This is a genomic window from Pseudomonas sp. S3_E10 (genome assembly GCF_054667615.1).
Genome location: NZ_CP162743.1, coordinates 95235 through 119407, shown reverse-complemented (window position 1 = coordinate 119407; position 24173 = coordinate 95235). Strand labels below are relative to the sequence as shown.

General features: G+C 62.1%; 22 protein-coding genes and 1 pseudogene. 9 read left to right on the top strand and 14 right to left on the bottom strand.

Annotated elements, in window-relative coordinates:
* On the top strand, positions 1 to 948 hold the full coding sequence (locus AB4N98_RS00530; RefSeq protein WP_065878449.1) for a polyprenyl synthetase family protein: 948 nt from the start codon (positions 1 to 3) through the stop codon (positions 946 to 948).
* A gap of 5 nt (positions 949 to 953) precedes the next feature.
* Here the strand turns inward: AB4N98_RS00530 and ampC are convergent, their stop codons facing one another.
* A complete protein-coding gene (gene ampC / locus AB4N98_RS00525) occupies positions 954 to 2108 on the bottom strand; it encodes a class C beta-lactamase (RefSeq protein WP_135196555.1) in 1155 nt (384 codons plus the stop codon).
* Between the two features lie 131 nt (positions 2109 to 2239).
* On the opposite strand from ampC, the gene AB4N98_RS00520 reads away from it, so the two are divergent.
* The gene (locus AB4N98_RS00520; RefSeq protein WP_137220277.1) at positions 2240 to 3115 is read left to right on the top strand and encodes a LysR family transcriptional regulator; all 876 of its coding nucleotides are present in this window, start codon (positions 2240 to 2242) and stop codon (positions 3113 to 3115) included.
* Here the strand turns inward: AB4N98_RS00520 and yghX are convergent.
* Both yghX and AB4N98_RS00510 read right to left on the bottom strand, forming a co-directional pair.
* Positions 3112 to 3999 carry a YghX family hydrolase gene (gene yghX, locus AB4N98_RS00515; protein WP_137220278.1) on the bottom strand — a complete coding sequence of 296 codons (888 nt, stop codon included), beginning with the start codon at positions 3997 to 3999 and terminating at the stop codon, positions 3112 to 3114. The genes AB4N98_RS00520 and yghX overlap by 4 nt on opposite strands.
* A gap of 44 nt (positions 4000 to 4043) precedes the next feature.
* On the bottom strand, positions 4044 to 4538 hold the full coding sequence (locus tag AB4N98_RS00510; RefSeq protein WP_017530438.1) for a PaaI family thioesterase: 495 nt from the start codon (positions 4536 to 4538) through the stop codon (positions 4044 to 4046).
* An 87-nt stretch (positions 4539 to 4625) separates the two neighbouring features.
* Here AB4N98_RS00510 and AB4N98_RS00505 point away from each other — a divergent pair, with 87 nt between their 5' ends.
* The gene (locus AB4N98_RS00505; RefSeq protein ID WP_065878459.1) at positions 4626 to 5183 is read left to right on the top strand and encodes a YceI family protein; all 558 of its coding nucleotides are present in this window, start codon (positions 4626 to 4628) and stop codon (positions 5181 to 5183) included.
* On the opposite strand, the gene AB4N98_RS00500 is transcribed toward AB4N98_RS00505, so the two are convergent.
* Complete coding sequence (locus AB4N98_RS00500) at positions 5180 to 6070, bottom strand: DMT family transporter (protein ID WP_065878461.1); 891 nt, start codon at positions 6068 to 6070, stop codon at positions 5180 to 5182. The two genes, AB4N98_RS00505 and AB4N98_RS00500, sit on opposite strands and share 4 nt — an antisense overlap.
* A gap of 91 nt (positions 6071 to 6161) precedes the next feature.
* Here AB4N98_RS00500 and AB4N98_RS00495 point away from each other — a divergent pair, with 91 nt between their 5' ends.
* Complete coding sequence (locus AB4N98_RS00495; protein ID WP_017530435.1) at positions 6162 to 7487, top strand: aminotransferase-like domain-containing protein; 1326 nt, start codon at positions 6162 to 6164, stop codon at positions 7485 to 7487.
* Between the two features lie 12 nt (positions 7488 to 7499).
* On the opposite strand, the gene AB4N98_RS00490 is transcribed toward AB4N98_RS00495, so the two are convergent.
* A complete protein-coding gene (locus AB4N98_RS00490; protein WP_065878462.1) occupies positions 7500 to 7925 on the bottom strand; it encodes a nuclear transport factor 2 family protein in 426 nt (141 codons plus the stop codon).
* A gap of 244 nt (positions 7926 to 8169) precedes the next feature.
* Here AB4N98_RS00490 and AB4N98_RS00485 point away from each other — a divergent pair, with 244 nt between their 5' ends.
* Both AB4N98_RS00485 and AB4N98_RS00480 read left to right on the top strand, forming a co-directional pair.
* Positions 8170 to 8388, top strand: a complete 219-nt coding sequence (locus AB4N98_RS00485) for a DUF6434 domain-containing protein (protein WP_017530433.1) — start codon at positions 8170 to 8172, stop codon at positions 8386 to 8388.
* Positions 8385 to 8841 (top strand): annotated as a pseudogene (locus AB4N98_RS00480) (hypothetical protein). The gene AB4N98_RS00485 and the pseudogene AB4N98_RS00480 overlap by 4 nt, the downstream one beginning before the upstream one ends.
* Before the next feature lie 44 nt (positions 8842 to 8885).
* On the opposite strand, the gene AB4N98_RS00475 reads toward AB4N98_RS00480, so the two are convergent.
* Entirely contained in the window at positions 8886 to 10592 is a 1707-nt protein-coding gene (locus AB4N98_RS00475; protein WP_460149155.1) for an amidase, read from the bottom strand.
* Positions 10593 to 10648: 56 nt separating this feature from the next.
* On the bottom strand, positions 10649 to 11437 hold the full coding sequence (locus AB4N98_RS00470) for a helix-turn-helix domain-containing protein (protein WP_460060313.1): 789 nt from the start codon (positions 11435 to 11437) through the stop codon (positions 10649 to 10651).
* Positions 11438 to 11520: 83 nt separating this feature from the next.
* On the opposite strand from AB4N98_RS00470, the gene AB4N98_RS00465 reads away from it, so the two are divergent.
* The gene (locus AB4N98_RS00465; RefSeq protein WP_065878468.1) at positions 11521 to 11826 is read left to right on the top strand and encodes a DUF2834 domain-containing protein; all 306 of its coding nucleotides are present in this window, start codon (positions 11521 to 11523) and stop codon (positions 11824 to 11826) included.
* Between the two features lie 121 nt (positions 11827 to 11947).
* On the opposite strand, the gene AB4N98_RS00460 is transcribed toward AB4N98_RS00465, so the two are convergent.
* The 3 genes from AB4N98_RS00460 to AB4N98_RS00450 all read right to left on the bottom strand — a co-directional run bounded on the left by AB4N98_RS00460 (position 11948) and on the right by AB4N98_RS00450 (position 15662).
* Positions 11948 to 13105: a GGDEF domain-containing protein gene (locus tag AB4N98_RS00460; protein WP_068934832.1), complete on the bottom strand. Its 1158-nt coding sequence runs from the start codon at positions 13103 to 13105 to the stop codon at positions 11948 to 11950.
* Between the two features lie 86 nt (positions 13106 to 13191).
* Entirely contained in the window at positions 13192 to 14331 is a 1140-nt protein-coding gene (locus tag AB4N98_RS00455; protein WP_065878471.1) for a sensor histidine kinase, read from the bottom strand.
* A 119-nt stretch (positions 14332 to 14450) separates the two neighbouring features.
* A complete protein-coding gene (locus tag AB4N98_RS00450) occupies positions 14451 to 15662 on the bottom strand; it encodes an MFS transporter (RefSeq protein WP_017530427.1) in 1212 nt (403 codons plus the stop codon).
* Between the two features lie 97 nt (positions 15663 to 15759).
* Here AB4N98_RS00450 and AB4N98_RS00445 point away from each other — a divergent pair, with 97 nt between their 5' ends.
* A complete protein-coding gene (locus tag AB4N98_RS00445; protein WP_020379923.1) occupies positions 15760 to 16581 on the top strand; it encodes an AraC family transcriptional regulator in 822 nt (273 codons plus the stop codon).
* 45 nt (positions 16582 to 16626) lie between these two features.
* Here AB4N98_RS00445 and AB4N98_RS00440 read toward each other — a convergent pair whose 3' ends face one another.
* From AB4N98_RS00440 to proP, 3 genes are all read right to left on the bottom strand, one after another.
* The gene (locus tag AB4N98_RS00440; RefSeq protein WP_223496555.1) at positions 16627 to 19206 is read right to left on the bottom strand and encodes a bifunctional diguanylate cyclase/phosphodiesterase; all 2580 of its coding nucleotides are present in this window, start codon (positions 19204 to 19206) and stop codon (positions 16627 to 16629) included.
* A gap of 161 nt (positions 19207 to 19367) precedes the next feature.
* Positions 19368 to 19874 carry a GAF domain-containing protein gene (locus AB4N98_RS00435; protein WP_017530424.1) on the bottom strand — a complete coding sequence of 169 codons (507 nt, stop codon included), beginning with the start codon at positions 19872 to 19874 and terminating at the stop codon, positions 19368 to 19370.
* Positions 19875 to 19925: 51 nt separating this feature from the next.
* Positions 19926 to 21428, bottom strand: a complete 1503-nt coding sequence (gene proP / locus AB4N98_RS00430) for a glycine betaine/L-proline transporter ProP (RefSeq protein ID WP_068934837.1) — start codon at positions 21426 to 21428, stop codon at positions 19926 to 19928.
* Positions 21429 to 21729: 301 nt separating this feature from the next.
* On the opposite strand from proP, the gene AB4N98_RS00425 reads away from it, so the two are divergent.
* Positions 21730 to 23133 carry an MFS transporter gene (locus AB4N98_RS00425; RefSeq protein ID WP_017530422.1) on the top strand — a complete coding sequence of 468 codons (1404 nt, stop codon included), beginning with the start codon at positions 21730 to 21732 and terminating at the stop codon, positions 23131 to 23133.
* On the opposite strand, the gene AB4N98_RS00420 is transcribed toward AB4N98_RS00425, so the two are convergent.
* On the bottom strand, positions 23120 to 24118 hold the full coding sequence (locus AB4N98_RS00420; RefSeq protein WP_065878479.1) for a DMT family transporter: 999 nt from the start codon (positions 24116 to 24118) through the stop codon (positions 23120 to 23122). The two genes, AB4N98_RS00425 and AB4N98_RS00420, sit on opposite strands and share 14 nt — an antisense overlap.
* Positions 24119 to 24173 lie beyond the last annotated feature (55 nt).

The window sequence follows — 24173 nt, the reverse complement described above, 5'->3', positions numbered from 1 at the left end:
ATGAACAGCTCTTTCTACGGCTTTGATAACACGGGCTATGCACGCGCTAAGTCTCGGTGGATCGAGCCGTTCGCCTACCAGTCCCGCTTCCAGGGAAAGTTGATCCGCACTGAGCTTGGCTGGGCGCTTGCCATGCTGTTTGGTGTGCCAGCAGCGCAGGCGCATGTGTTGTGTGAGTCGGTTGAACTGATGAACACCGCTTCGTTGATACATGACGATGTGTTCGATGCGGACTGCCTACGTCGGGGGCAACCATCGGTATGGAAAACCTACGGTGCGACGGTGGCGATTATTTCAGGAATGCACGGGTACCTGGCTGGTCTCCAACGTCTTGCTTCCCTGGGTAACGAGGGCGTCATCACCACCGGTCTCGAAAGCCTCGAAGCCCTGCATATTGGGCAGCACCTTGACGTGTGTGCCAGTGAAGGCACGGCATTGCCTTCGCTGGACGACTACAGGTTGATCGCTCAGGCCAATACGGGCTGTTTTTTCGTTTTTTTATTGAATGCCTGCCAGTGTTTGAAGCCTGTGGATGAGGACACGTACTTGGCGTTGAAAGCGTTGCTGTATGACCTGGCCGTCTACTATCGATACGTGAATGATTATTGCGATGTGAATCATATTCCGCATTTTGCGAAGAAAGGCTTCGCGACGGATCTCGAAGGAGGGCCAAAGTCATTTTTAATGATCCTGGCCGGGCAGCCGTTATCTAAGGAAAAGCGCTCCTTTGACCAAAAGAATGAAATCATCCGAGCATTTGGCGACGCGGGTGTGCTCGATCTTGCAATAGTCGTGATGGAAGAAACTTACTGCCGGATCCTCAACGGTCTGGCCGTTATTGGACACTCCTGTACCCAGCGAAAAAACAAAAGGCTGGAAGCGTTTATTCGTGATATTCACTTCCAACCTGCTGCTGATGATGATTACTACAAGCGCGTGCTCAGGTAGTGGCGTTATTGATCCACCGCACTCAGAATTGCATGCGCCACTTTCACCCGCTCGGCATTCGGGTAGTTCTTGTTTGCCAGGATCACCACGCCGATGTCCTTGCTCGGCACATACGCCACATAGGCACCAAAGCCGCTGGTTGAACCGGTTTTGTTGAACAGGACGTTGGCGGGTTGTACGTGCGGTGTCGCCAGCCAATTGGCCGTGTGCGGCTCCATTGCCATGGGCGTGGAGTTGCCGTCGATCAAGGCTTGCAGCGTGATCGGGTAGGGGTAGTACTCCCAGCCCAGGGCCTGGGTGGTGCCGTTTACCGTGTAGTAGCCGGTATGGGTGGTGGCGATGGCTTGTTGCAGGGGTTTTTCCAGGGTGTCGGGGTGCATGTTGACCAGCACGTAGCGCGCCAGGTCGTGGGCGCTGGTCTTGATGCCGTAGGCTTCGCTGTCCAGTGCGCCGGGGCCGACGCGCACCGGTTTGTGCTGTTTGTCATAACCCTGGGCATACAGCGCGGCCTTGTCGGCCCGTACGTGGACGTAGGTGTTGTTCAGGCCCAGTTTGGGCAGCAGCGTGTTTTCCATGGCTGTATTGAACGGCTGGCCCAGGCTTTGTGCGGCGAGGTAGCCGAACAGGCCGATGCTCGGGTTGGAATAAAGGCGTTGGGCGCCGGGGGCGTAAGTCGGTTGCCAGTGTTGGAAGTAGCTGAGCATGGTCTGGGCACTGTCGGCCGACGGCGGAAACTGCAGGGTCAAGCCGCCTGGGGTGTAGGTTGCCAGTTGCAGCAGGCTGATGTGGTCGAAGGCGCTGCCCTTGAGGGTCGGCAGGTGTTGGCTGGCCTTGTCCGCGAGCTTGAGCTTGCCGGTGGCCTGGGCGTAACCGCCGAGGGTGGCGGTGAAGGTTTTGCTCACTGAGCCGATTTCGAACAGGGTGTCTTGGGTGATGGGTTGCTGTTGTTCTTTGGAGGCGACACCGTAGTTAAAGTATTGCACCTGGCCTCGGCTCACCACGGCCACTGACAGGCCGGCGATCTGTTCTTGTCGCATCAGTGGTTCGACGTTATCGTCCACGACCTTGCGCAAATCGGGGGCGGCCATGCAAGTGCCGGAACCGAGCAGTAAGGCGCAAATAAAGATGTTTCGTACGTTGAGGTAAGACTTTTCGTGCATGATGTTTCGCTTCCATGTAGGTGAAGCATTGGCGGTCAAAGCCTGAGCAGGCGCCGCAAATCTAGGCAGTTTGGCGCCTGGAGGCAACCGATCATATTTCGCACCAGCCATTAGAAAATTTAGGGTCAACCATGCTGCGTTCCCACCTGCCCCTCAACGCACTGCGTGCATTCGAGGCTTCAGCCCGGCACTTGAGCTTTACCCGCGCGGCCATTGAGTTATGCGTGACCCAGGCGGCCGTCAGCCATCAGGTCAAAAGCCTGGAAGCGCAGTTGAATGTCACCTTGTTCAAGCGGCTGCCGAGGGGGCTCATGCTCACCCGCGAAGGCGAAACGCTGCTGCCGGTGCTGCGCGAATCCTTCGACCGCATCGCCACCACCTTGGGCCAGTTCGAAGGCGGCCACTACCGTGAGGTGCTTACGGTCGGCGCGGTCGGTACCTTTGCCGTGGGATGGCTGCTGCCGCGTCTGCCGGACTTTCACGCACGCTACCCGTTTATTGACTTGCGCCTGTCCACCCATAACAACCGCGTCGATGTTGCCGCCGAAGGCCTGGATTACGCGATTCGCTTCGGTGCCGGCGCCTGGCACGGCACGTACGCCTGCCCATTGCTGGAAGCGCCGCTGACCGTGTTGTGCGTGCCGCAGCTTGCCGAGCAATTGCACGCCCCGCGTGACCTGTTGAAACACACCTTGCTGCGTTCCTACCGCGCCGATGAATGGAGCCTGTGGTTCCACGCCGCCGGCTTGCCGGCCGACACCCTGGTGCCGCGCAGCATCATGTTTGACTCGTCGCTGGCGATGATGGAAGCGGCCCTGCAAGGTACCGGCGTGGCGTTGGCGCCAGCGATGATGTTTGCGCGACAGCTGGAGGGGGGTGTGATCCGCCAGCCGTTCGACGTGGGCATCACCACCGGCAGCTATTGGCTGACGCGCTTGCAGTCGCGCAGCGAGACCTCGGCGATGGCGGCGTTCAAGGGCTGGCTGTTGCAGGCTGCCGCGGGTTAAACCAGGTATTTGCGAAACCATCCCAGGGTGCGTTCCCACGCCAGATTCGCCGCGGCCTCGTCATAGCGTGGCGTCGAATCATTGTGAAAACCGTGATTGGCGCCCTTGTAGATAAATGCCTCGTAGGTCGTGCCCGCCGCCTTCAACGCCTGCTCATACGCCGGCCAGCCTTCGTTGATCCGCGTGTCCAACTCACCGAAATGCAACATGATCGGCGCCTTGATGCGCGGCACGTCCTGGGCTTGCGGCTGACGCCCGTAGAACGATACCGCCGCGCCCAGTTCAGGGTAGGCCACCGCCGCTGCGTTGGTCACGCCGCCGCCGTAGCAGAAGCCGGTGATGCCGACCTTGCCGGTGCTGTCGTCGTGGTGCATCAGCCATTCGATGGCCGCGAAAAAGTCGTTCATCAGTTTGGTAGGGTCGACGGTCTGTTGCAGCGCCACGCCTTTTTCGTCATTGCCGGGGTAGCCGCCGACGGAGCTCAGGCCGTCCGGCGCCAGTGCGATAAACCCGGCTTTGGCCAGGCGTCGGGCGACGTCTTCGATATAAGGGTTCAGGCCACGGTTTTCGTGAACCACCACCACGGCGGGCAACTTGCCTGCCGCCTTGGCCGGGCGCACCCGGTAGCCGCGCACCGTGCCGTTGCCCTTGGGCGAGGGGTAGGTGACGTAGTCGGCGACGATGTCAGGGTCGGTGAATTTGACTTGTTCGGCCAGCGCGTAGTTGGGGCTCAGGGCGGCGAGCAGGGCCGATGCCGTGAGGCCGCCGAAGGTGAACAGCGCGGCGCGGTCGAGAAACTCGCGGCGGTTGAGCTTGCCATGTGCGTAGCCGTCGTAGAGTTCCAGCAGTTCGGGGGCAAAGTCCTGCGCGGTGAGACGAGCCATCGGTGCAATCCTCGAGGGGTGGTGGCAATCAATGTAGACCAGGTTCAACTCTCGCGGCCATGGGCGGCGGCGGCCAGATGGCCGGTGTCGACACGCACGAACACTGAATCACCGATTGCGGTGAGCACGTCGCCCGCGTATACCTCGCAGACCACGCGGCTTTTGCGCCCCACGTCGCCTTCGACCCGTGCGCGCAGGGTCAGCGGGACGCCCATGGGGGTGGGCTTGATAAATTTGATGCCCAGGTTGCCGGTGACGCAGTCGATGCGCGGCAGGCTGCCGGGTTCGCGGTGTTCGGCCTGGTAGTGGTAGGCCATGGCGGTCCAGTTGGAATGGCAGTCCACCAGCATGGCGATCAGGCCGCCGTAGACCAGGTCGGGCCAGCCGCTGTATTGAGGCTCGGGTTGGTGCTCGGCGATGACGTGGATGCGGTCCTCGTCCCAGCGGCTCTTGATGTGCAGGCCGTGGGGGTTGCTGCTGCCGCAACCGTAGCAAATGCCTTCCGGGGCCGTGATGTCTTGCAGAGAAGGGAAGTGCATGCAAACTCCTTGTTGTAATGGGCGGTTACTCTGTTTAGCAGGACCCGCGCCTGATGGGAATACAGCCATTTTTTTGCGGAGCGGTGCATGAAACGTCGACTGTTGGGGCTTACCCTTGTGCTGGGCTGCATCGCCAGCGCCCAGGCCGTGGAGTACAAGGACGTCAACCCCACCGCCAGCCAGATCACCTTTACCTACAAACAGTTGGGGCAGCAGGTCTACGGCACCTTCGGCCAGTTCGAGGGTACGTTGACCTTCGATACCCGCAAACCTGAGGCGGGGCACGCGTTGCTGAAGATTCAGCTCGCCAGCATCAACGCCGGGAGCGACGATGCCAATGACACCCTGCAACGCGCGTCCTGGTTTGATACCGCCACCTATCCGGTGGGCGTGTATGAGTCCACGGCGGTCAAGGCCCTGGGCGACAACCGCTTCAAGATCAGCGGCAACCTGACCATCAAGGGCACCACCCGCCCGGTTGACGTGCAGGTGCTGCTCAAGGAGCTGGATGGCATTGGCATATTCGACGGCGAATTCACCCTCAAGCGAGGTGACTTCAAGATCGGCGAGGGGGAGTGGGCCGGCAACAGCGTGGTGTCCAACGACATCCGTATCAAGTTCAAGATGGTCGCGCCGCAGCGCTAGCGGGCGAACTCCTTGGCGCCGGCCACGCAGCCGATCACGGCAACCGTCACCAGTACCATGCCCAGGCTTACCTGTTCATGCAGCAGGCCCGCCGCCAGTGCCAGGCCGAAGAACGGCTGCAGCAACTGCAACTGGCCGACGGCGGCGATGCCACCCTGGGCCAGCCCGCGGTACCAGAACACAAAGCCGATCAACATGCTGAACAACGACACATACGCCAGGCTCAGCCACGCTGGCAAGCTGATGCCGGTGAAGCTGGATGGCGCCAGGGCCAGGCTCAACGGCAGCACCACCGGCAGCGACACGACCAGCGCCCAGCAGATCACCTGCCAGCCGCCCAGGCTGCGCGACAGCTTGGCGCCTTCGGCGTATCCCAGGCCGCACACCAGCACCGCCAATAGCATCAACACGTCACCGGCAGGCGCGGCACTCAAGCCTTGGGCCAAGGCGTAACCCATCACCAGGGCGCTGCCCAGCACCGAAAACAGCCAGAACGCCGGGCGCGGTCGCTCGCCGCCGCGCAGCACACCGAAGATCGCGGTGGCCAGGGGGAGCAGGCCGATGAATACGATGGAGTGCGCGGAGGTCACGTATTGCAGCGCCAGGGCGGTGAGCAAAGGAAAGCCGATCACCACGCCCAGCGCCACGATGACCAGCGGTACCCATTGGCTGCGCATGGGGCGTTTTTCCTTGAACAGCCACAGCAAAAGCAGCCCCAGCAGCGCCGCAATGGTGGCGCGGATCAGGGTGAGGAACACCGGGTCGAACTCCAGCACGGCCAGGCGCGTGGCGGGCAACGAGCCGCTGAAAATCAGCACGCCGATAAAGCCGTTGATCCAGCCCTGGGTATTGCTGTCCGGGGTGTCGAGCGGGGAGGTGCGTTCCATGGGCGGCGTCCGAAACAAAGAAAGGTTGCGTGAGAGCCATCCTAGGATCGAAGATCAAGACAATCAAAAAATTGTCATGGATACATCGCCAATGCCCCGTGCCCGCTACAAGCTGCTGGTCGACTCCTTCGCCGAAGCCATTCGCTCGGGGCACATGCTCCCCGGCACGCGCCTGCCCACCCATCGCCAACTGGCGGCCGAGCATGGCCTTGCCCTGGTCACCGCCAGCCGTGTGTACTCGGAGCTTGCGGCCATGGGCCTGGTCAGCGGCGAAACCGGGCGCGGCACCTTCGTGCGCGAGATTTCGTTGCCGCCGGGGCAGGGCAGTGGGCAAATGACGGTAGCGACCGGCCTGCTCGACCTCAACTTCAACTACCCGTCGTTGCCGGGCCAGGCCGAACTGCTGCGCACCGCGTTGCGCCAATTGGCGTTGTCCGGCGACCTGGAGGCGCTGCTGCGTTACCAACCCCATGCCGGACGCCTGCATGAGCGTGCAGCGATGGCGCGGCACTTGCTGCGCCGGGGCCTGACGGTGGAAGCCGAGCAGGTGCTGATGGTCAGCGGTGCGCAGCATGGTCTGGCGGTAACGATGATGGCGCTGCTCAAGCCTGGGGATGTGATCGCCGTGGACGCGTTGACCTATTCGGGGTTCAAGGTGTTGGCCGAAACCCTGCACCTGGAAATCGTCGCCATCCCGGTGACCCCCCATGGCCCGGACCTGGATTACCTCCACGCCCTGTGTCGCAAGCGCCCGGTCCGCGCGGTGTACAGCATGCCGACCTTGCACAATCCATTGGGCTGGGTGATGGACCTGCCGCAACGCGAACGGCTGGTTGCTGTCGCCCGTCAGCACAACCTGATGATCATTGAGGACGCGGCCTACGCATTTCTGGCCGAACACGCACCACCCCCGCTGGCGAGCCTGGCGCCGGAGCGCACGGTGTACGTGGGTGGGTTGTCGAAGAGTGTCGCCACCGGGCTGCGCGTGGGGTTTGTCGCCGCACCGCCGGCCTGGGCGAAACAGCTGGAACGCGCCGTCATGGCGACCACCTGGAACGTGCCCGGTGTGATGAGCGCCATTGCCGTGGCCTGGCTCGAAGATGGCACGGTGGCGCAGTTGGAAACGCAAAAACGCCATGACGCCCAGGCGCGCCAAGCCTTGGCGGCGCACGTGTTGCAGGGGCTGGCGTATAGCAGTCACCCGTCATCGTACTTTTTGTGGTTGCCATTGGCAGAGGAGGCCCGCGCCGATCAAGTCGCCATGACCCTACTGCGCGAGGGCATCTCGGTGTCGACCGCCGAGCCATTTGCCGTCTCGGCCCAAGTGCCCCACGCGCTGCGCCTGGCCTTGGGCTCGGTGGATATGCCGGCGCTGCGCGGGGCGTTGCTCAAGGTGCGCCAGGTGGTGGCGTGGTGAGCCCGCGGGCGATCAGAATTTGAACGCCTGACGACCGATCAGCAACCAGTGGCCTTTCTGTTTCTGCCACACCTGGAAGTTCTCGATGTCGGTGGGTACTTCAACGCCGCTGTTCACTGCCTGGGCGTGAAAGTGGTTGCGCACCAGGGCGGTATCGCCTTGCAGGGTGATGGTCTGCTTCTGCATTTCCAGGGTCTTGAAGCCGCTGCGACCGGTCTCGATATCGGCGATGAACTCCTGTTTGTTCTGGATCTTGCCGCTGGAGTGGCCGTACGTGAGCTGCTCGGCGGTGAGCGCCTGCAACTGCTTGATGTCTTTGTGCAGCATGGCTTGGGTCAGGTGGTCGACCGCTTGGGCGACATCCTGATCGGCCGGGGCAGCCGTGACGTAGCCGCAGAACAGGCACAGAAAACCGATCAGCACTTTGATGTTTTGCATGGGGGGTTCCTTATTGTTGTTGATGTTTACGACAGTTTGAGTCGTCGTACAACCATGCAATATTTTTTAGGGGGAGGGGAAGTGAAATCTGAAATATTCAGAAAAGATGGGCGGTTTAGCATAGGAAGCCCTTATACGACGTCTCAACACATCTATCAGTTTTACTCGGAATACCCGGTTGCTTCCTAGATAGCTGGCAGATAGCTATGCTACTGCGGACATCAAAAACTGCCCGGGAACAAAAATGGATTTTGACTGGCACAGCAACCCTCTCACCCGCGCCACGCCGGTGACGCCTGGCTATAAAAACACCCAGAACGTACGCCGCTTCATGCTGTTGCACTGTGGCCCTGCGTTCAAATTCGACCGCCCGTTCATGGCCTGGATTCGCGACGAAACGCCCAAGACCCTGGGTGACGTGGTGGATGAGTGGTTACGCCGCAATGCGGGCCCACGGGGGTGATGACGTCCGCCTTCGGCGTGCTGGTCAACTACCTCTTTCATCTGCTGCCTGGCCTGCTGCTATTTGGCGTGTGGTGGGCGGCTACGCCACGCTCACTGGTGGCGATGCGTATCCTGATCTTGCTGGCGGCGTTTGTGCTGATGCGAGATGCGATGACGCCGTTAGACCTGTGGGCGGTCGGCAGCGACGTACAGATCGCCTTTTCGGCCAATACACTCGTGTTGGGGGCACTGGGTTGCCTGTCGCTGCTACTGATTATGTTGCTTGCACGGGCGGCGCCCGAGTTGTGGCGACTGGTTGTGTGGGTCAAAGGCAGTGGCTTGGCCGGTGTTGTTGTTTACCTTGTTGGAAGGCTTGGCCTGCGCCTTGGTGCGTATGCGCTACGGCGTGCTGGCGGCGACGCTGACCCACGGCACGGCAATCCTGTTGATTGCCGTGCCCTATACCCGCTGATTTGAACTGCAATCAAACGGGCTTATCTCGCACCCGGGCCGCGTTTACTCAACTGCCAACGGCGGCGTACGCGGCGGTACCAGGCGCTTGCTGCCCGTCGCCTCATACGCCGCCGCGAAACGCAACAGCGCCGAATCATCATAAGCACGCCCGGCAAACGTCAGCCCCACCGGCATGCCGATATCCGCCATCACGCCCATCGGCACGGTGACGGTGGGTACGCCCAGGTGACGGATGGCGAGGTTGCCGTTGGCTACCCAGATACCGTTGCTCCAGGCGATGTCGGCGCTGGCTTCGTTCACGTCGGCGTCGGCCGGGGCCACATCGGCCACGGTGGGGAACAGCACCGCATCCAGACCCAGTGTGTCCATCCAGTCTTCCAGGTCGATGCGCCGGGTTTGCTCCAGGCCGCGCAGGCCGTCGGGCACGCTGGTGATCTGGTCCCACGGCGTGATACCGCGTTGCGCCATGCGCACGTACTCGTCCATGCCGGCGGCGAGGTCGTCTTCGCGGTTGGGCAGGGTGCCGGGGTCGTGGGGGAAAATCTGCGGGCCGTCTACCTCCGCCAGGCGGTTGAGCGCTGGGTCGTTGTTGGCGCGCAGGAAATCGTCGAACGCCCAGGCCGACAGCTCCCATAACTCGTCGTGCAGGAATTCTTTGGAGACCAGCCCGCGGGTAAACACCGTCGGCGCGCCGGGGCGGTCGCCTTCGCAGTTGGAGACCAGTGGGAAATCCACTTCGATGACTTCGGCGCCGGCGGCTTCCAGCGCCGCGCGTGCGGCTTTCCATAAGTCGATCACGCTGACACGGGTGTTGATTTTCTGCCCGGTCGGGCCGCCGATGCCGGGTTTTTCGCTGGTGCCGGCGTCGGGATCGGCATTGATGTACATGCGCGGCACGCCGAAGCGTTTACCGGCGAGGGCTTCGGCTGGAGCGGCCAGTTCGGCATAGAAGGCTGGGCGCACCGAGGCGACGCTGGGGATGGGTACCCAGGGTTGCAGGCGCCACAGATCGCCACGGGTGTCCGGGTCTTCGGCCACCACCACGTCGAGCACTTCGAGCAGGTCGGCCATGGTGCGCGCGAACGGCACCACCACGTCCATGGTCGGGGTCAACGGCCAGTTGCCGCGCACCGAAATTACGCCGCGCGATGGGGTATAGGCGCACAAGCCGTTGTTGGACGCCGGGCCGCGTCCGCTCGACCAGGTTTCTTCGGCCAGGCCGAACGCGGCGAAGCTGGCCGCCGTTGCGGTGCCGGCGCCATTGGACGAGCCGGAGGCAAACGGCGCGGTGAGGTAGCCGGCGTTATAGGGGCTTTCTGCGCGGCCATACACGCCGCGTTGCATGCCGCCATTGGCCATCGGCGGCATATTGGTCTTGCCCAGGCAGATTGCGCCACCGGCGCGCAGGCGTTCGATGGTGAAGGCATCGCGACGCGCAACGAGTTTGGCGAACGCCGGGCTGCCGGAGGCCGCGGTCAGGCCTTTTACCAGGTAGCTGTCTTTGGCGGTGTAGGGGATGCCATCCAATGGCCCCAGGGTTTGGCCCTTGGCGCGGCGCGCATCGGACGCCTCGGCTTCTTCCAGGGCTTGCGGGTTGCGCACCACCACGGCGTTCAACGCGGTGGCGGTCTGCGGGCCGTCGTAGGCCTCGATCCGGGCCAGGTAAGCCTTGACCAGTTCCACCGCAGTGGTCTGGCCGGATTCAAGCGCAGCGCGCAATTGGGCAATGGAGACTTCGGTAACTTGCATGACGTTTTCTTCGCCGCCTTCAGTTGTGGTATCGCCGCAGTCTACGTACAGATATTTCACAAAACCAGCGCGGCATAATCGGCGTAGGCGCCGCGCATCACCTGCCAGGTCGCGTCGTCCGCAGGAATCAGATGCTCGATACGCAGTGACGTCAGGATGATGTCCTGGGGCATGCCGAAAGTGGTGAACGTCGACAGAAAGCTCAGCTCACCCCGGCTTGAACGCACGCGCGTCAGCACCAGCGGTGGCATTTCGTTGGGCAGTTGGGTGTGGGTGGGCGGCGGCAGGCGCGCCAGCAACGTGGCCAACGCCGGGTTGCCCAGCGCCTCGCGAGCTGCCCGTTGCCAGGCCAGGGTGCGGATCTCTTCGGCGTTGAGCAGGTGGTCACCCAGGCCGCCGGGTTGCAGCAGGGTGGTCAACAGGTTGAGGTCGTCGGCCGCCCGGGGCTCGATGCCCAGCAGCGCAAACAGCACGGCGGTGCTGGCATTCGCCGCCAACACTTGCCACTCACTGCCCAGCAGAATCGCCGGCGCCGGGTTGTTGGCATGCAGTACATGGCTGACCGCTTCACGAATCGCGGCCATGGCCGGGGACGCGAGCGGGGTGGCGCTATAGCGCGGGGCGTAACCGGCGGCGAGGAACACGCGGTTGGCGCGTTCCAACGGCGCATCCAGTGCGGTCAGCAATGCATGCAACGTAACCGGGCTGGGCCTGGCGCGGCCGGTTTCGAGGCAACTGAGGTGGCGCTGGGACACGCCGGTGATCAAGGCCAGGTCGAGTTGGCTGAGCTTGGCCTGTTTGCGTAACTGGCGCAGGTGTTCGCCGGCGGTGGCAGGGTTGTCCATGGCGTATTGATGACCTCCGAGGTCATTGCGAGGGGCCAAACCTTATCACTAAGGTGAGGCTCGATCACGTCAAGGAACAGACCATGCCCAGACCCTTTCTCGCCCTGGCCGCTTTGCTCGGGTTTTCGCTGTATACCCTGGTGACGATGCTCACCGCCGAGCAATCGCTGCCGGCCTTTGGACGGGAACTGCTATCACGGCCCGACACCGCGCAGGTGGTGATTGATCTGTACCTGATGGCGGTACTGGCGTGCGTATGGATGTATCGGGATGCGCGTCGGCGAGGGCGCAGGCTGATGTCGGTGCTACCGTATTTTCTGCTGACCGCCGTGTTCGTGTCGGTGGGGCCATTGCTTTACATCGTGGTGAATGGGCGGCGAGATGACTGACCCGATTAAGCTCTACGCCCTGTGTGTGCGGGTGCTGGGCGTTAATTTGTTCGGACTCGGCGGCGTGAGCATTGCCCGGTTGCTATGAACGGCCTCCAAGACCGCCGCTCCCTCATCCGCATCAGGCCCCCGGCCCGGTCCTATCCACCAACCGAATACTGTCGCGCCCACCCCGCTTGGACTCATACAACGTCCAATCCCCTTGTTCAATCAACACCGCCAGGCTCTCCGGCTGATCGAACAGATTCGCGCCAATGCTCAACGTCACCGGTTGCGGCGTGCTGAAACTCTGCGCGGCCAATTGCTGGAATTGCCCGCGCAAGTCGCTGCCCAGCTCAACAATCTGCTCGGTAGACGCCGGGCTCAGCAGGATCACAAATTCATCGCCGCCCAAGCGTGCCGCCAGTGCGCCCTTGGGCACGACGCCGCGGATCATCTCGCTCAGGGCGATCAACAGACGGTCGCCCGCCGTGTGGCCGTGGAGGTCGTTGACCCCTTTGAAGTTGTCGATGTCGATCAGCAGCAGGGCGCCGGGTTGGGCCGGCGAGATCTGGGCCAGCAGGCGCGGGGCGCGCAGGTCGAGGGCGCGGCGGTTGTAGAGGGCGGTGAGTGGGTCGCGGGCGGCGAGGCGGGCGATCTGTTGTTCGCGGCGGTAGCGCTCGGAGCCGGTCATGGACAAGGCAATCAACATGATCGCCATCGCGCCTTCCACCAGGGAAACCTGGATGATTTCGCCCTTGAACGCGGCAAGGTCGATCAGCGTGCCGGGGACCACGACCGAGAGGGCCTTGATCACGTAGAACAGCCCATGGATCAGCAGCACGAAACGCAGTTGCACCGCACCCACGCTCAAGGACCGGCCATGGGGCCGCAGCAGCAAGCTGGCACGCAAGGTGGGCAGGGCGACCAGCAGCGACTGCACCACCAGCATGGCTTTGGACCATGACGGGTCGGCCGGCAGGGCCAGCATGCCAAACCAGACGGCGACCATCAGCAACCACGCCCGCGACACGCGCACCTGGGTAAACCGTGCCACGCCGAGCAAAAACAGAAAATGTGCGCTCACCAGCAAGCCGTTGGCGAACCAGATACCGATGACTAAAAAACCGTTGATGCGCAGCAGCGCCAGCGTGGAGCCAAGGCTAATGGTGGCAAAACCGGCGCTCCACAACAGCAGCGACGGTTCGCGCACGCTGCGCCATTCCACCGCGAGGTACAGGGCGGCCGCGGCGGCCAGGGCGACGGTGAGGGCCAAAATGGTAGGAGGGTCGAGTGTCATGTGTTGCCGGGTCTGCCTGAGGTGCGTGGACAAACGCGATTGTAAGCGTTTCACAGGCATTTCGGAGCATTAGTGGCAATCGGCTATCAAGCTGCTCCAGCGCCGTTGAGGGGCACCGTCACACGAAACACCGTGCCGTGCCGGCTGTCGGATTCGACCTCAATCAAACCCTGGTGGGAGGCGACGATTTCGGAGGCGATAAACAGACCCAGCCCCAGGCCTTCCGTCGGGCCATGCTCAATCACCGAACGTTGGGAAAAGCGCCCCATGGGGTTGAAAATGAAGGGCAGCACGTCATTCGGGATCGGCGGGCCCTGGTTATGCACGCTGAACACACAGTGGTCTGGCGTGACCGTCAGCGCCACCGCAATGGGCGAATGCAAGTCGCCGTGATGCACGGCGTTACTGATGATGTTGGAAAACACCTGCTCCATGCGCGCGCCGTCGAACAGTCCCGCCGCCGATGGGGCCGACTCGAATCGTAGCTGGGCGTGCGGATCAAATGCCTGGATCTCGGCAACGATACGCTCGCAGATCGGCACGAGGTCGACCTGGGTGCGTCTTACCGGAATACCGGGGCCCATCTGGCAGCGTGTCAGGTCCAACAGGTCGCCGACAATTTGGCTGGCACGCTGGACGCTGGTGTAGATCTGGGTGGCCACGCGGCTGTCGCGTTCGCCCCCCAGTTGTGAGCGTCTGAGGGTATCGGCACCAAGCAAGATAGCGCCCAGTGGTGTGCGCAGGTCATGACCGAGGATGCCGAGGAACACGTTGCGCGAGGCTTCCACTGCCCGCGAATAACTGGCGATGGATTCGGCGAGGGCCTGGTCGATAGCTTCATGAAAACGGTTCATGTCATCGACATCCAGCGCTGTACCGCCCTTGACACGCTTGAGCCATTGGCGCAGCACACTGGTACGCAGCGCACGGTATTCGGACACCATCTGGTCGATGGAAAACCCCGCCATCAAGCGTGTGACCGCGTGGGTTTCGGCGGGGGTTTCCGCGTCTCCCTGGGGGGCCAGGCCCTGGGCCTTGTCCAACTGCTCCTGCACGGTCTGCGTGGTGCGCAGGTCCTGGACGATGGCGTGCAACATCTGCGCGGCATGATCGCGCAGGCCGTCCTGGTCCAGTGCCGCGCCGGGTGTCTGGATCGTGCTGGCGAAGTCTTCCCAGTCCTGCAGGATGGGTTCGAGGTTGCTAAGGATGAAGTCTGACAGGCGCATGCGGTAATCCTAGCGAGTGGCGATACGCAGAGAAGCGCACGGGGCTGCCAAACGGGGATTTAAGCACGATTTAGCCTGCATGACGCTGCGCAGTGCTAAGGCACTGCGCAACGGGTCGGTCACACGCCTTTGGTCGACGGCAGCAGGATCGTCAGGATGCCTACCAGCGGCAAGAAAGAGCACAGCGTGTAGACATACTCGATGCCATGGCTATCGGCGAGCAAACCCAGCAAAGCCGCGCCGATCCCGCTGAAGCCGAACATCAGGCCGAAGAACACGCCCGCGATCATTCCCACGTTGCCTGGCACCAGCTCCTGGGCGAATACCACGATGGCCGAGAACGCCGAGGCCAGGATAAAGCCGATCACCACGCTGAGCACGGCGGTCCAGAACAGGTCGACGTAGGGCAGGGCGAGGGTGAACGGCGCGGCGCCGAGGATGGAGAACCAAATGACCTTCTTGCGCCCGATCCGGTCGCCGATCGGCCCGCCGAAGAAGGTGCCCGCCGCCACCGCGCCCAGGAACAGGAACAGGTACAACTGCGAGTTGGCCACCGACAGGTTGAATTTTTCGATCAGGTAGAAGGTGAAATAGCTGGTGAGGCTGGACATGTAGAAGTACTTGGAAAACACCAGCACGGCCAACACCACCAGAGCAAAGGTCACGCGGCCTTTGGACAGCCCGTGGGTAGCCTTGCCGCCCTGCTTGAGCTTGAACAGGTTGAGGTGGTTGCGATACCAGCGGCTCAGGCCGTACAAAACCAGAATCGCGAACACCGCAAACAGGCCGAACCAGGCGATATTGCCCTGGCCGTACGGGATGATGATCGCCGCTGCCAGCAGGGGCCCCAAGGCACTCCCGGTGTTGCCGCCGACCTGGAACGTCGACTGCGCCAGGCCGTAGCGGCCACCGGAAGCCAGGCGTGCCACGCGGGACGTTTCCGGGTGGAAGGTCGACGAGCCAACGCCCACCAGCCCGGCCGCCAGCAGAATCGCCGGGAAGCTGCCGACAAATGCCAGCATCAAAATACCGATCAAAGTGCACACCATGCCGGCCGGCAATAGCCAGGGCTTGGGATAGCGGTCGGTGTGGTAACCGATCCACGGTTGCAGCAGTGAGGCGGTCAGTTGGAACGTCAGGGTAATCATTCCCACCTGGGTGAATGTCAGCCCGTAGTTGGCCTTGAGCATCGGATAGATCGACGGCAGCACGGCCTGGATCAGGTCATTGATCAGATGCGCCAGGGCGCACGCGCCAAGGATGCGCATAACCAAGGGGCTGGCGTGGGGTGTACTGGTTGCAGCAGCGGGTGACGCGGTGAGTGTCGACATGCAGGCATTCCATACAAGGCAGCGAACAGGGGCAGCCAGTACTTGAGCCGGCTGCCCATTTCAAATTGTTTCGGGGTTTATGCTAGATTCCTGAAAAATGCCTGTCTCGCGAAATCGGGGCAACAACTGTCGCAAAAAGGGCGAAATGATCAAATCCCTGGATAAATTCCTGCAAGAGATCGACGAGGGCGATTGGGCCGTGATCAGTTCGGCCACCGATTACCCGGAAAACTGGGTGATCCCCGACCACAGCCACGATAAGCATCAACTGCTCTATGCCACTGAAGGCGTGATGGTCGTGCATTCGGCGCAGAACCAATGGACGGTGCCTCCCCATCGCGGTTTCTGGATGCCCAGCGGGCATGTGCATTCCTTGCGGTGCGTGGGGCCGCTGAAGATGCGCAGCGTGTTTGTCCGCGCCGACAGCTTCCCCAACTTGCCCACCGAGACCAAGGCGGTGAGCATCTCGCCCCTGCTGAGCGAGCTGATCAAGGCCTCGGTCAGTTTGAAGCCGCCCTATGCCGAGGACTCGCGGGACGCCCGGATCATGCACCTGATCCTCGATGAGCTTGCCCTGTTGCCGGCCCTGCCGTTGTCCCTGCCGCAGCCTGGCGACCCGCGTATCCGGCAAATCTGCCTGGCGCTGCAACAGGACCCCGGCGACGCCTCCACCGTCGCGCACTGGAGCGAACGCCTGGGCCTGGACCAGAAAACCATCCAGCGCTTGTTCCGCAGGGAAACCGGCATGACCTTCGGCCAATGGCGTCAGCAGGCACGCTTGCTGCTGGCACTGGAGCGCATCGCGCTGGGCGAGAAGATCATCGACGTGGCCCTGGCGCTCGGCTATGACAGCCCGAGCGCGTTTACCAGCATGTTCAAGAAGCAGTTCGGCAAGACGCCGAGTCACTTTTTCAAATAGCGCATCACGCCTCGCGCGTAGAACTGTCCTACTGACCCACGTGCGTTATGCCTGATGGGTTCGCTGGTGATCATCCATCAGCAGGTTGGTGAACGCATCGATATCCATGGGGCGACTGAGGAAGTAACCCTGGCCCTCGTCACAGGCCACGGCCTTGAGCATGGCCAGGTGCTCGGCGGTTTCGATGCCTTCGGCGGTCACCGTGAGTGTCAGGGCGCGCCCGAGGCCGATGATGGCCTGGACAATGGCCATGTCACCCTCGCTGTCTTCGAGCCGGGTCAGGAAGCTGCGGTCGATTTTCAGCCCATCGAACGGGAAGGCGCGCAGGTAGCTGAGGGATGAATACCCGGTGCCGAAATCATCCATGGCGATGCGAATGCCCAACTGCTTGAGGGTGTGCATCACCTCAAGCGCGACAACGGCATCTTCGAGCATGACACTCTCGGTAATTTCCAGCTCAACCCGCGCCGGGTCGATGCCCGCGGTATTCAGCGCCTGGCGTACGCGTTGTACCAGGTGGCCGCGCTTGAATTCGATGGGCGAGAGGTTCACCGACACGAACAGGTTGTCCGGCCATTTGGCGGCACAGGCGCAGGCGGTGGCCAGCACCCAATCGCTGAGGGACAGGATCAACCCCGACTCTTCGGCAATCGGGATGAAGGTGTCCGGGGCGATCAGCCCGCGCACCGGGTGCTGCCAGCGCACCAGCGCTTCGGCCCCGACCATCTGCCCATCGGCGATGCGATAGCGTGGCTGGAAGTGCAGGCGCAATTCCTCATGTTTGATCGCATAGCGCAGGTCGCTTTCCAGGCGGCGGCGTTCGATGATTTTCGCGTTCATCTCACCCGAGTAGAACCGCCAGGTATTGCGCCCGGCCGCCTTGGCCTCGTACAGCGCGATATCGGCGTAACGCAGCAGCTCGGTGACCTCGCTGGCGTCATTGGGCGCCAGTGTGATGCCGATGCTGGCGCTGATAAACACGTCCTGGTCATCGATGCGGATGGCCTGCTCGATCGACCCGATCAAGCGCCGACACAGGTTTTCGACGTCGTCCTGCGTGCCGGCATCGGTCAGGATCAGCACAAACTCATCGCCACCGACCCGCGCCACCAGGTCGCCATGGCGCACGCAAGCGCTCAGGCGGCTCGACACTTCATTGAGCACGCGGTCGCCGGCGGCATGCCCGAGCAAGTCGTTGACCGGCTTGAAGCGGTCCAGGTCCAGGCTGAGCATGACCAGCGGGCGTTCCGGCGGCGGCAGCGCTTTGAGTTTGCTGTCGAGGAAGGCTTGCAGGCGCGTACGGTTGGGCAACCCGGTGAGGGCGTCATGCAGGGACAGAAACTCAATACGCCGGCGCGCCTCGACTTCTTCGGTCACGTCGGTGGCCGTGCCACGAAACCCGCCACAGGGCATTTGCCGCGCCGACAACCGGGTGGTGCGCTCTTGCCCCTTAGCATCCAGGTACAGGCATTGCACGCTGAGGTCGGGGCGGCGCCCCGGCGTGCACAACCATTGCGACAGCAAGCCGTCTTCGGTCTCCAGCAGGTCGTTCATCGCCGCGCCGATCCACGTATCACGGGCCAAGCCGGTGACGCTTTCGAAACGCTCCGACAAATACGTAAAGCGCCACTCGGCATCGATCTCCCACACCCAATCGGAACTGGCCTCCACCACATCGCGAAAGCGCGCTTCGCTGGTGGCCAAGGCGTTCTGGCTGTTTTGCAACGAGTCATGGCTGGCATCGAGGGCAAGGGCGGCCGCAGTGCTGCGCCGCAAAATCATCCAGGTCATCAGGCACACCAGCAACGCCGCCAGGCCCAGCAGCGGCAGGGCGACGCCCATCAAACGCTTGCCGGGCTGCTCCGGCTGCCAATACAGGCTGCCCGCGCTGCCGTTGTCGCCGAGGGGCAGCGACACACCCTTGGCGATGTCGGCGGCTGTGGCGATGTGCAGCTTGGCCACGCCGAAGTCATCGCCGATCACGCCCAGTTTGGCGCCGTCAAGAATATTGACGAACACCAGCACCGAGGCCCGCCGCTCATCGGCGACCACCGTGGGGTCGGTGCCTGGCGTGATGGCGGCGGCGGCCACGAGCGCAGGGTTGCCGCGCACGTTGATGAGGGTGCTCACCGATGTTTCGTTTTCAACCCCCGCCCGCGCCTGTTCGAGAAGGGCGGTGAGGGGCTGGTCGAGCCACTCGCTGATCTCAAAGGGTTGCTGTTCGCCCTCGACCACTGCATACACCGTGCGGTCGGCATCGTTGACCACAAACACGCCTTGAAAACCGAAATCCTGGTACAACGTCGCCCCGACATTGCCGCGCGTATAGGCCCAGTCTTCATCGACATGCAGGTGAAGATACCGATAGGCATCGCTCCAGAAGGCGTAGTCCTTGACGTTCAAACGCATGGACTTTTCCATCGCCTGCATGGCTTTACGCGTATGAAATGCACTCTCGGCTTGCTCTGACCGGTCCATGTCGTGGGCAAGGTAGATCAGCGAGTACGCCGCGGCCGCAAACACACCGGCCAGCAGGATCATGAAGTTGAACAGTGAGGTGCGCGTCAGCGACAAGCTGGTGCGAGAGGAGAGCGAGCGGACGATAGGGGCGAGAGAGTTGGGCATTATTTTGCGCAGGGCCTCGCTGCAAGTCAGTGGTATGACAGGCTATCGGCGGCCCCGGCGAAATATTTAGAGGTTCAGGCGCTGCGGCAGCGCACGGCGCGGCCACTGACACGGTGTGCCGCCCAAGCGCGATATCGCCGACCTGCGTGGCCAATCGGCGCCTAGCAATCATTCGCCGTTAAATTAGCGAAGAAGATGCAGCCGATCAGCCGGGCGAACAGGCTGAGGGTTTCCGGCAGGTTGGGGTCGTCGAACAGCATCGCGCGCGAATCCAGCGCGCACAGCGCGCCGAACAGGCGACCGTCAGGCAGGAAGATCGGCGCTCCCGCGTAACTTTCGATGGCGTATTGCTTGACCACGGGCCGCGTGGCAAAGCGGCCGTCTGCGCTGACTTGGGGGATGAACAAGGTCTGCGGGTTGACGCAGAACTCGCTGCACAGGGTGGTTTCCAGGTCGAGTACATCGTCTACGTTGATGCCCATTTCCATGGGGTCGTAGGCCGAGCACACGATCCAGTCCTGGTCCGTGAACTTGGCGATGCCGGCAAATCGCATGTTGGTCAGGCGCGTGACCAGTTGCAGGATGCTGGTGGTGGCTTCTATTTCGGCAATCGCAGCGCGCTCTTCCGGGCTGAGCAGCGATTGTGGGGCGGTGACGCTCGAAAGCATGCTGAACACTCCGGCAGCGTGGTGGCCTCGGCCACCACGCGGGGTAAGGGTTTAGTTGATACGGGGATGCTGCTGCACCAGGCTCTTGCGCTTGGCTTCCAATTCGGCAATCTGCGCATCGATGTCTTCGATCTTCTGCTCGATATTGTCGTGGTGTTCCTGCAGCAACTCCTTGGCCTCTTCCATGTCCGACGCCGCCGGTGCCGCGCCGCGCAGGGGCTTGTTGGCGGTTTCCTTCATGGTCAGGCCGGTGACCAGGCCGACCAGCGCAAACACCATCAGGTAATAGGCGGGCATGTACAGGTCGTTGGTGCTTTCCACCAACCAGGCCACGGCGGTCGGGGTGACACCGGCGATCAATACCGAAACGTTGAACGCACTCGCCAGCGCGCTGTAGCGCAGGTGGGTAGGGAACATCGCCGGCAACGTCGAGGCCATCACGCCGATAAAGAAGTTGAGGATCACCGCCAGGATCAACAGGCCGGCGAAGATCAGGCCGATCTTGCCGCTGGTGATCAGCATGAACGCCGGGATCGACAGAAACAGCAGGCCAATGCTGCCGGCGATAATGAATGGCTTGCGCCCGATCTTGTCGCTGACAAAACCAATGAACGGCTGCACGAACAGCATGCCCACCATGATCGCGATGATGATCAGCACGCCGCTGTTTTCTTTGTAGTGCAGGTTGTGCGACAGGTAGCTGGGCATGTAGGTGAGCAGCATGTAGTACGTCACGTTGGTGGCCGCGACAATCCCGATGCAGGTCAGCAGGCTGCGCCAATGTTGCGTGGCAACTTCCTTGAACGAGACTTTGGGGCCTTGGCTCAGGCCTTCGCGGTCGCCTTGTTCGAGCTTGTCCATGTGCTGTTGGAACGCTGGGGTTTCTTCCAGCGCGTGGCGCAGGTACAGGCCGATGATGCCCAGGGGCAGGGCGAGGAAGAACGGCAGGCGCCAGCCCCACGCTTCAAATTCGGCTTCGCCCAGCACGCTGGAGATCAGCACCACCACACCGGCACCGAGCACGAAACCGGCAATCGAGCCGAAGTCCAGCCAGCTGCCGAGGAAACCGCGCTTGCGGTCCGGCGCATATTCGGCAACGAAAATCGACGCGCCGGTGTATTCACCGCCCACCGAGAAGCCTTGGGCCATCTTGCACAGCAGCAACAGGATCGGCGCCCAGATGCCGATCGAGGCATAGCCGGGGATCAGGCCGATGGCGAAGGTACTGAGCGACATGATCACGATGGTCGCGGCAAGGACTTTCTGGCGCCCGTATTTGTCGCCCAGCGCGCCGAAGAACAGGCCGCCGAGCGGGCGAATCAGGAAGGGCACCGAGAACGTGCCGAGTGCGGCGATCATTTGTACGCTGGGCGAGGCGTCCGGGAAGAACACCTTGCCCAGCACATAGGCGACAAACCCATACACGCCAAAGTCGAACCATTCCATGGCGTTACCCAGGGCGGCGGCGGTGATCGCCTTGCGCACCTTGGTGTCGTCGACAATGGTGATGTCATTCAACCCGATGGGTTTGACGCTCTTCTTACGTAATTTCATGCGAACCACTCTAAAACTGAACAAGGGGAGTGCTATCACTGCGACAGCACCGCTCTGTCAGTTCAGATACAAGCGCACATGAAATAATTCACCTTTAAGCGTGTTTTTTCTCAATTGAGGATTAAAACCGTTTGTCATCCTACAACCTGGCTTTCCTGAAACGTTTAGTAACCACGTGATACCTCGACAATTCGCGATTTTTCAGATTGACACCCCGCGAGCGGCCCGATATAAAAGCCACAGTTGTACGACGACATATGACGTTACCTATGTCCTACCTAACAAAAATAAAAGTGATGCCATGAATCTGAACGAGCCCATCAGTGCCCATCGTGTTGGCCAGGCGGTCGGCAACTATCGCTGGACCATCTGCGCGATGCTGTTTTTCGCCACCACCGTCAACTACCTCGACCGCCAGGTACTCAGCCTGCTGGCCCCGCAGTTGTCCACGCAATTTGGCTGGAGCAACACCGACTACGCCAACATCGCGGCGGTGTTCCAGTTTGTGTATGCGATTTCCATGCTGTTCGCCGGGCGCTTTGTCGACAAGATCGGCACCAAGGCCGCCTATGTCATCGCGATTGCGATCTGGTCCACCGGCGCAATCATGCATGCGTTCTCGGTGCCGATGGGCGAGGGCATCGCCGCCGTCAGCGGGGCCATCGGGCTGGCGGTGATTCCGGTGTCGATTGCCGGTTTCATGCTGTCGCGCGCTGTGCTGGCGATTGGCGAAGCGGGTAACTTCCCGATTGCGATCAAGGCCACCGCCGAATATTTCCCCAAGAAAGAACGCTCACTGGCCACCGGTATCTTCAACTCCGGCGCCAACGTCGGCGCGATCCTGGCGCCGATTTGCGTGCCCTTGATTGCCGGCATGTGGGGCTGGGAAGCGGCTTTTATGGTCATCGGCATGCTCGGCTTCGTGTGGGTGGCGGTGTGGGCGGCGGTGTATGAAAAACCCGAGCAGCAAAAACGTCTTTCGGCCGAAGAACTGGCCTACATCCGCAGCGACCAGACCGTGCAGCCGTTTGCCAAGGCGCCCGTCGGCACGGCCGAGAAAAAAGTCTCGTGGTTCAAGCTGCTGACCTACCGCCAGACCTGGGCCTTTGCCTTCGGCAAGTTCATGACCGACGGCGTATGGTGGTTCTTCCTGTTCTGGCTGCCCACTTACCTGTCGGCGCAGTACGGCATGAAAGGCGCCGATATCGTGATGCCGCTGGCCGTGCTGTACAGCATGACCATGGTCGGCAGTATCGGCGGCGGCTGGTTCCCCAGCTACTTTATGGCGCGTGGCGATGCGCCGTATGACGGCCGCATGAAGGCCATGCTGGTGATCGCATTGTTCCCGCTGGTGGTGTTGCTGGCCCAACCGCTCGGCTATATCAGCTTCTGGGTACCGGTGGTGTTGATCGGCGTGGGCGCCTCCGCGCACCAGGCGTGGTCGTGCAATATCTTCACCACCGTGTCCGACATGTTCCCGCAGAAAACCGTGGCCTCGGTGGTGGGCATTGGCGGCATGGCCGGTGGTCTGGGCGGCGTGGTGATGACCAAGATCGGCGGCTGGGTGTTCGACTACTACAAGTCGATCAACGACATCCACACCGGCTACATGATCATGTTCGCCATCTGCGCGCTGGCGTATCTGGTGGCCTGGAGCGTGATGAAGACGCTGGTGCCGCGCCACAAGGAAATCACTGATCTGTAAAGCGGCCGGGGCTTGAGTCGATCAAGCCCCGTTTTACAGGGACGCTTGCCCCGCTCAGGATGATCCGCACCGCCATTACCACGCCCATCAGCACGGCGGCCAGGCCTGCCGTTTCCGTCGGCGTTGGCCAGCGCCCGTGAAACCCTAGGCCGAGCAGCGTGGCGAAGAGCGACTCGAGGGCAATCAATTGCCCGCTCAGTACCATGGGCAGGCGCCGGGTTGCGGCGTTCCAGGCCCAGGCGCCCACCACGGTGGACATCACCGCGATGATCAAACCCCAGGCATACAACGGTCCTGCCTGGGGCAGGCTGAAACCTGCGGTTGGCAGTTCGAGCAAGCCCAGCGCCAGCGCAACAGGCAGCAGGCACAGCGTCGCGAGCCCTGCGCCCAGCAGCATCAGCGCGCTCCAGAGCCCGGTGGCTGACGCCGGCAGTTTCATCAATTGCCGTTGGTTGATCACACTGAAGCCAACCCACAAGGCCACTGCACCCACCGAAAAAAACAACCCGGCCAGCCAGGCGACGATGCCCAATGACGGCTGATGCGCGCTGCTGAGATTCGACAGCAACAACCCTGCCGTTACGCTGGCCAGCGGCGTCGCCAGCCGACGCCACTGCACGGTCTTGTCGCTGGCATTGCCCACCAGCGCCAGCAACACCGGAACCAGGCCGACCAACGTGGGCGTCAGTACCGGGCCGCCGAATACCACACCCGCAGCGATGCACACGCCGTACCCCAGGCAACCGAGTGCGCCGAGCGCTGCGGCGACGCACCATTGGCCTGGCCCGAGCACACGCAGGTGGGCACGGTACAGCAGGGTACCCATCAGGCCCAATATTCCTGCAATCAGAAACCGCACCACCATCAGGTCGTAGAGGCTATAGGCGCCACTGACGTAAGGGGTGATGAAGTTCAGCGCCCAGCCCAGGGTCGCCACCACCGCCAGCGCCACGCCGGTGCGCATCGACGTTTGCATTGAGTTCATCAGGGTTATCCATCAGGGAGTGGGTGCATGGTGCCCAGGCCTGCCGCTGTGCTAC

Excerpts from the sequence above, each read along its gene's own strand:
- AB4N98_RS00530 (WP_065878449.1), top strand. The coding sequence starts at position 1 with ATGAACAGCTCTTTCTACGGCTTTGATAACACGGGCTATGCACGCGCT.
- ampC (WP_135196555.1), bottom strand. The coding sequence starts at position 2,108 with ATGCACGAAAAGTCTTACCTCAACGTACGAAACATCTTTATTTGCGCC.
- AB4N98_RS00520 (WP_137220277.1), top strand. The coding sequence starts at position 2,240 with ATGCTGCGTTCCCACCTGCCCCTCAACGCACTGCGTGCATTCGAGGCT.
- yghX (WP_137220278.1), bottom strand. The coding sequence starts at position 3,999 with ATGGCTCGTCTCACCGCGCAGGACTTTGCCCCCGAACTGCTGGAACTC.
- AB4N98_RS00510 (WP_017530438.1), bottom strand. The coding sequence starts at position 4,538 with ATGCACTTCCCTTCTCTGCAAGACATCACGGCCCCGGAAGGCATTTGC.
- AB4N98_RS00505 (WP_065878459.1), top strand. The coding sequence starts at position 4,626 with ATGAAACGTCGACTGTTGGGGCTTACCCTTGTGCTGGGCTGCATCGCC.
- AB4N98_RS00500 (WP_065878461.1), bottom strand. The coding sequence starts at position 6,070 with ATGGAACGCACCTCCCCGCTCGACACCCCGGACAGCAATACCCAGGGC.
- AB4N98_RS00495 (WP_017530435.1), top strand. The coding sequence starts at position 6,162 with ATGCCCCGTGCCCGCTACAAGCTGCTGGTCGACTCCTTCGCCGAAGCC.
- AB4N98_RS00490 (WP_065878462.1), bottom strand. The coding sequence starts at position 7,925 with ATGCAAAACATCAAAGTGCTGATCGGTTTTCTGTGCCTGTTCTGCGGC.
- AB4N98_RS00485 (WP_017530433.1), top strand. The coding sequence starts at position 8,170 with ATGGATTTTGACTGGCACAGCAACCCTCTCACCCGCGCCACGCCGGTG.
- AB4N98_RS00475 (WP_460149155.1), bottom strand. The coding sequence starts at position 10,592 with ATGCAAGTTACCGAAGTCTCCATTGCCCAATTGCGCGCTGCGCTTGAA.
- AB4N98_RS00470 (WP_460060313.1), bottom strand. The coding sequence starts at position 11,437 with ATGGACAACCCTGCCACCGCCGGCGAACACCTGCGCCAGTTACGCAAA.
- AB4N98_RS00465 (WP_065878468.1), top strand. The coding sequence starts at position 11,521 with ATGCCCAGACCCTTTCTCGCCCTGGCCGCTTTGCTCGGGTTTTCGCTG.
- AB4N98_RS00460 (WP_068934832.1), bottom strand. The coding sequence starts at position 13,105 with ATGACACTCGACCCTCCTACCATTTTGGCCCTCACCGTCGCCCTGGCC.
- AB4N98_RS00455 (WP_065878471.1), bottom strand. The coding sequence starts at position 14,331 with ATGCGCCTGTCAGACTTCATCCTTAGCAACCTCGAACCCATCCTGCAG.
- AB4N98_RS00450 (WP_017530427.1), bottom strand. The coding sequence starts at position 15,662 with ATGTCGACACTCACCGCGTCACCCGCTGCTGCAACCAGTACACCCCAC.
- AB4N98_RS00445 (WP_020379923.1), top strand. The coding sequence starts at position 15,760 with ATGCCTGTCTCGCGAAATCGGGGCAACAACTGTCGCAAAAAGGGCGAA.
- AB4N98_RS00440 (WP_223496555.1), bottom strand. The coding sequence starts at position 19,206 with ATGCCCAACTCTCTCGCCCCTATCGTCCGCTCGCTCTCCTCTCGCACC.
- AB4N98_RS00435 (WP_017530424.1), bottom strand. The coding sequence starts at position 19,874 with ATGCTTTCGAGCGTCACCGCCCCACAATCGCTGCTCAGCCCGGAAGAG.
- proP (WP_068934837.1), bottom strand. The coding sequence starts at position 21,428 with ATGAAATTACGTAAGAAGAGCGTCAAACCCATCGGGTTGAATGACATC.
- AB4N98_RS00425 (WP_017530422.1), top strand. The coding sequence starts at position 21,730 with ATGAATCTGAACGAGCCCATCAGTGCCCATCGTGTTGGCCAGGCGGTC.
- AB4N98_RS00420 (WP_065878479.1), bottom strand. The coding sequence starts at position 24,118 with ATGAACTCAATGCAAACGTCGATGCGCACCGGCGTGGCGCTGGCGGTG.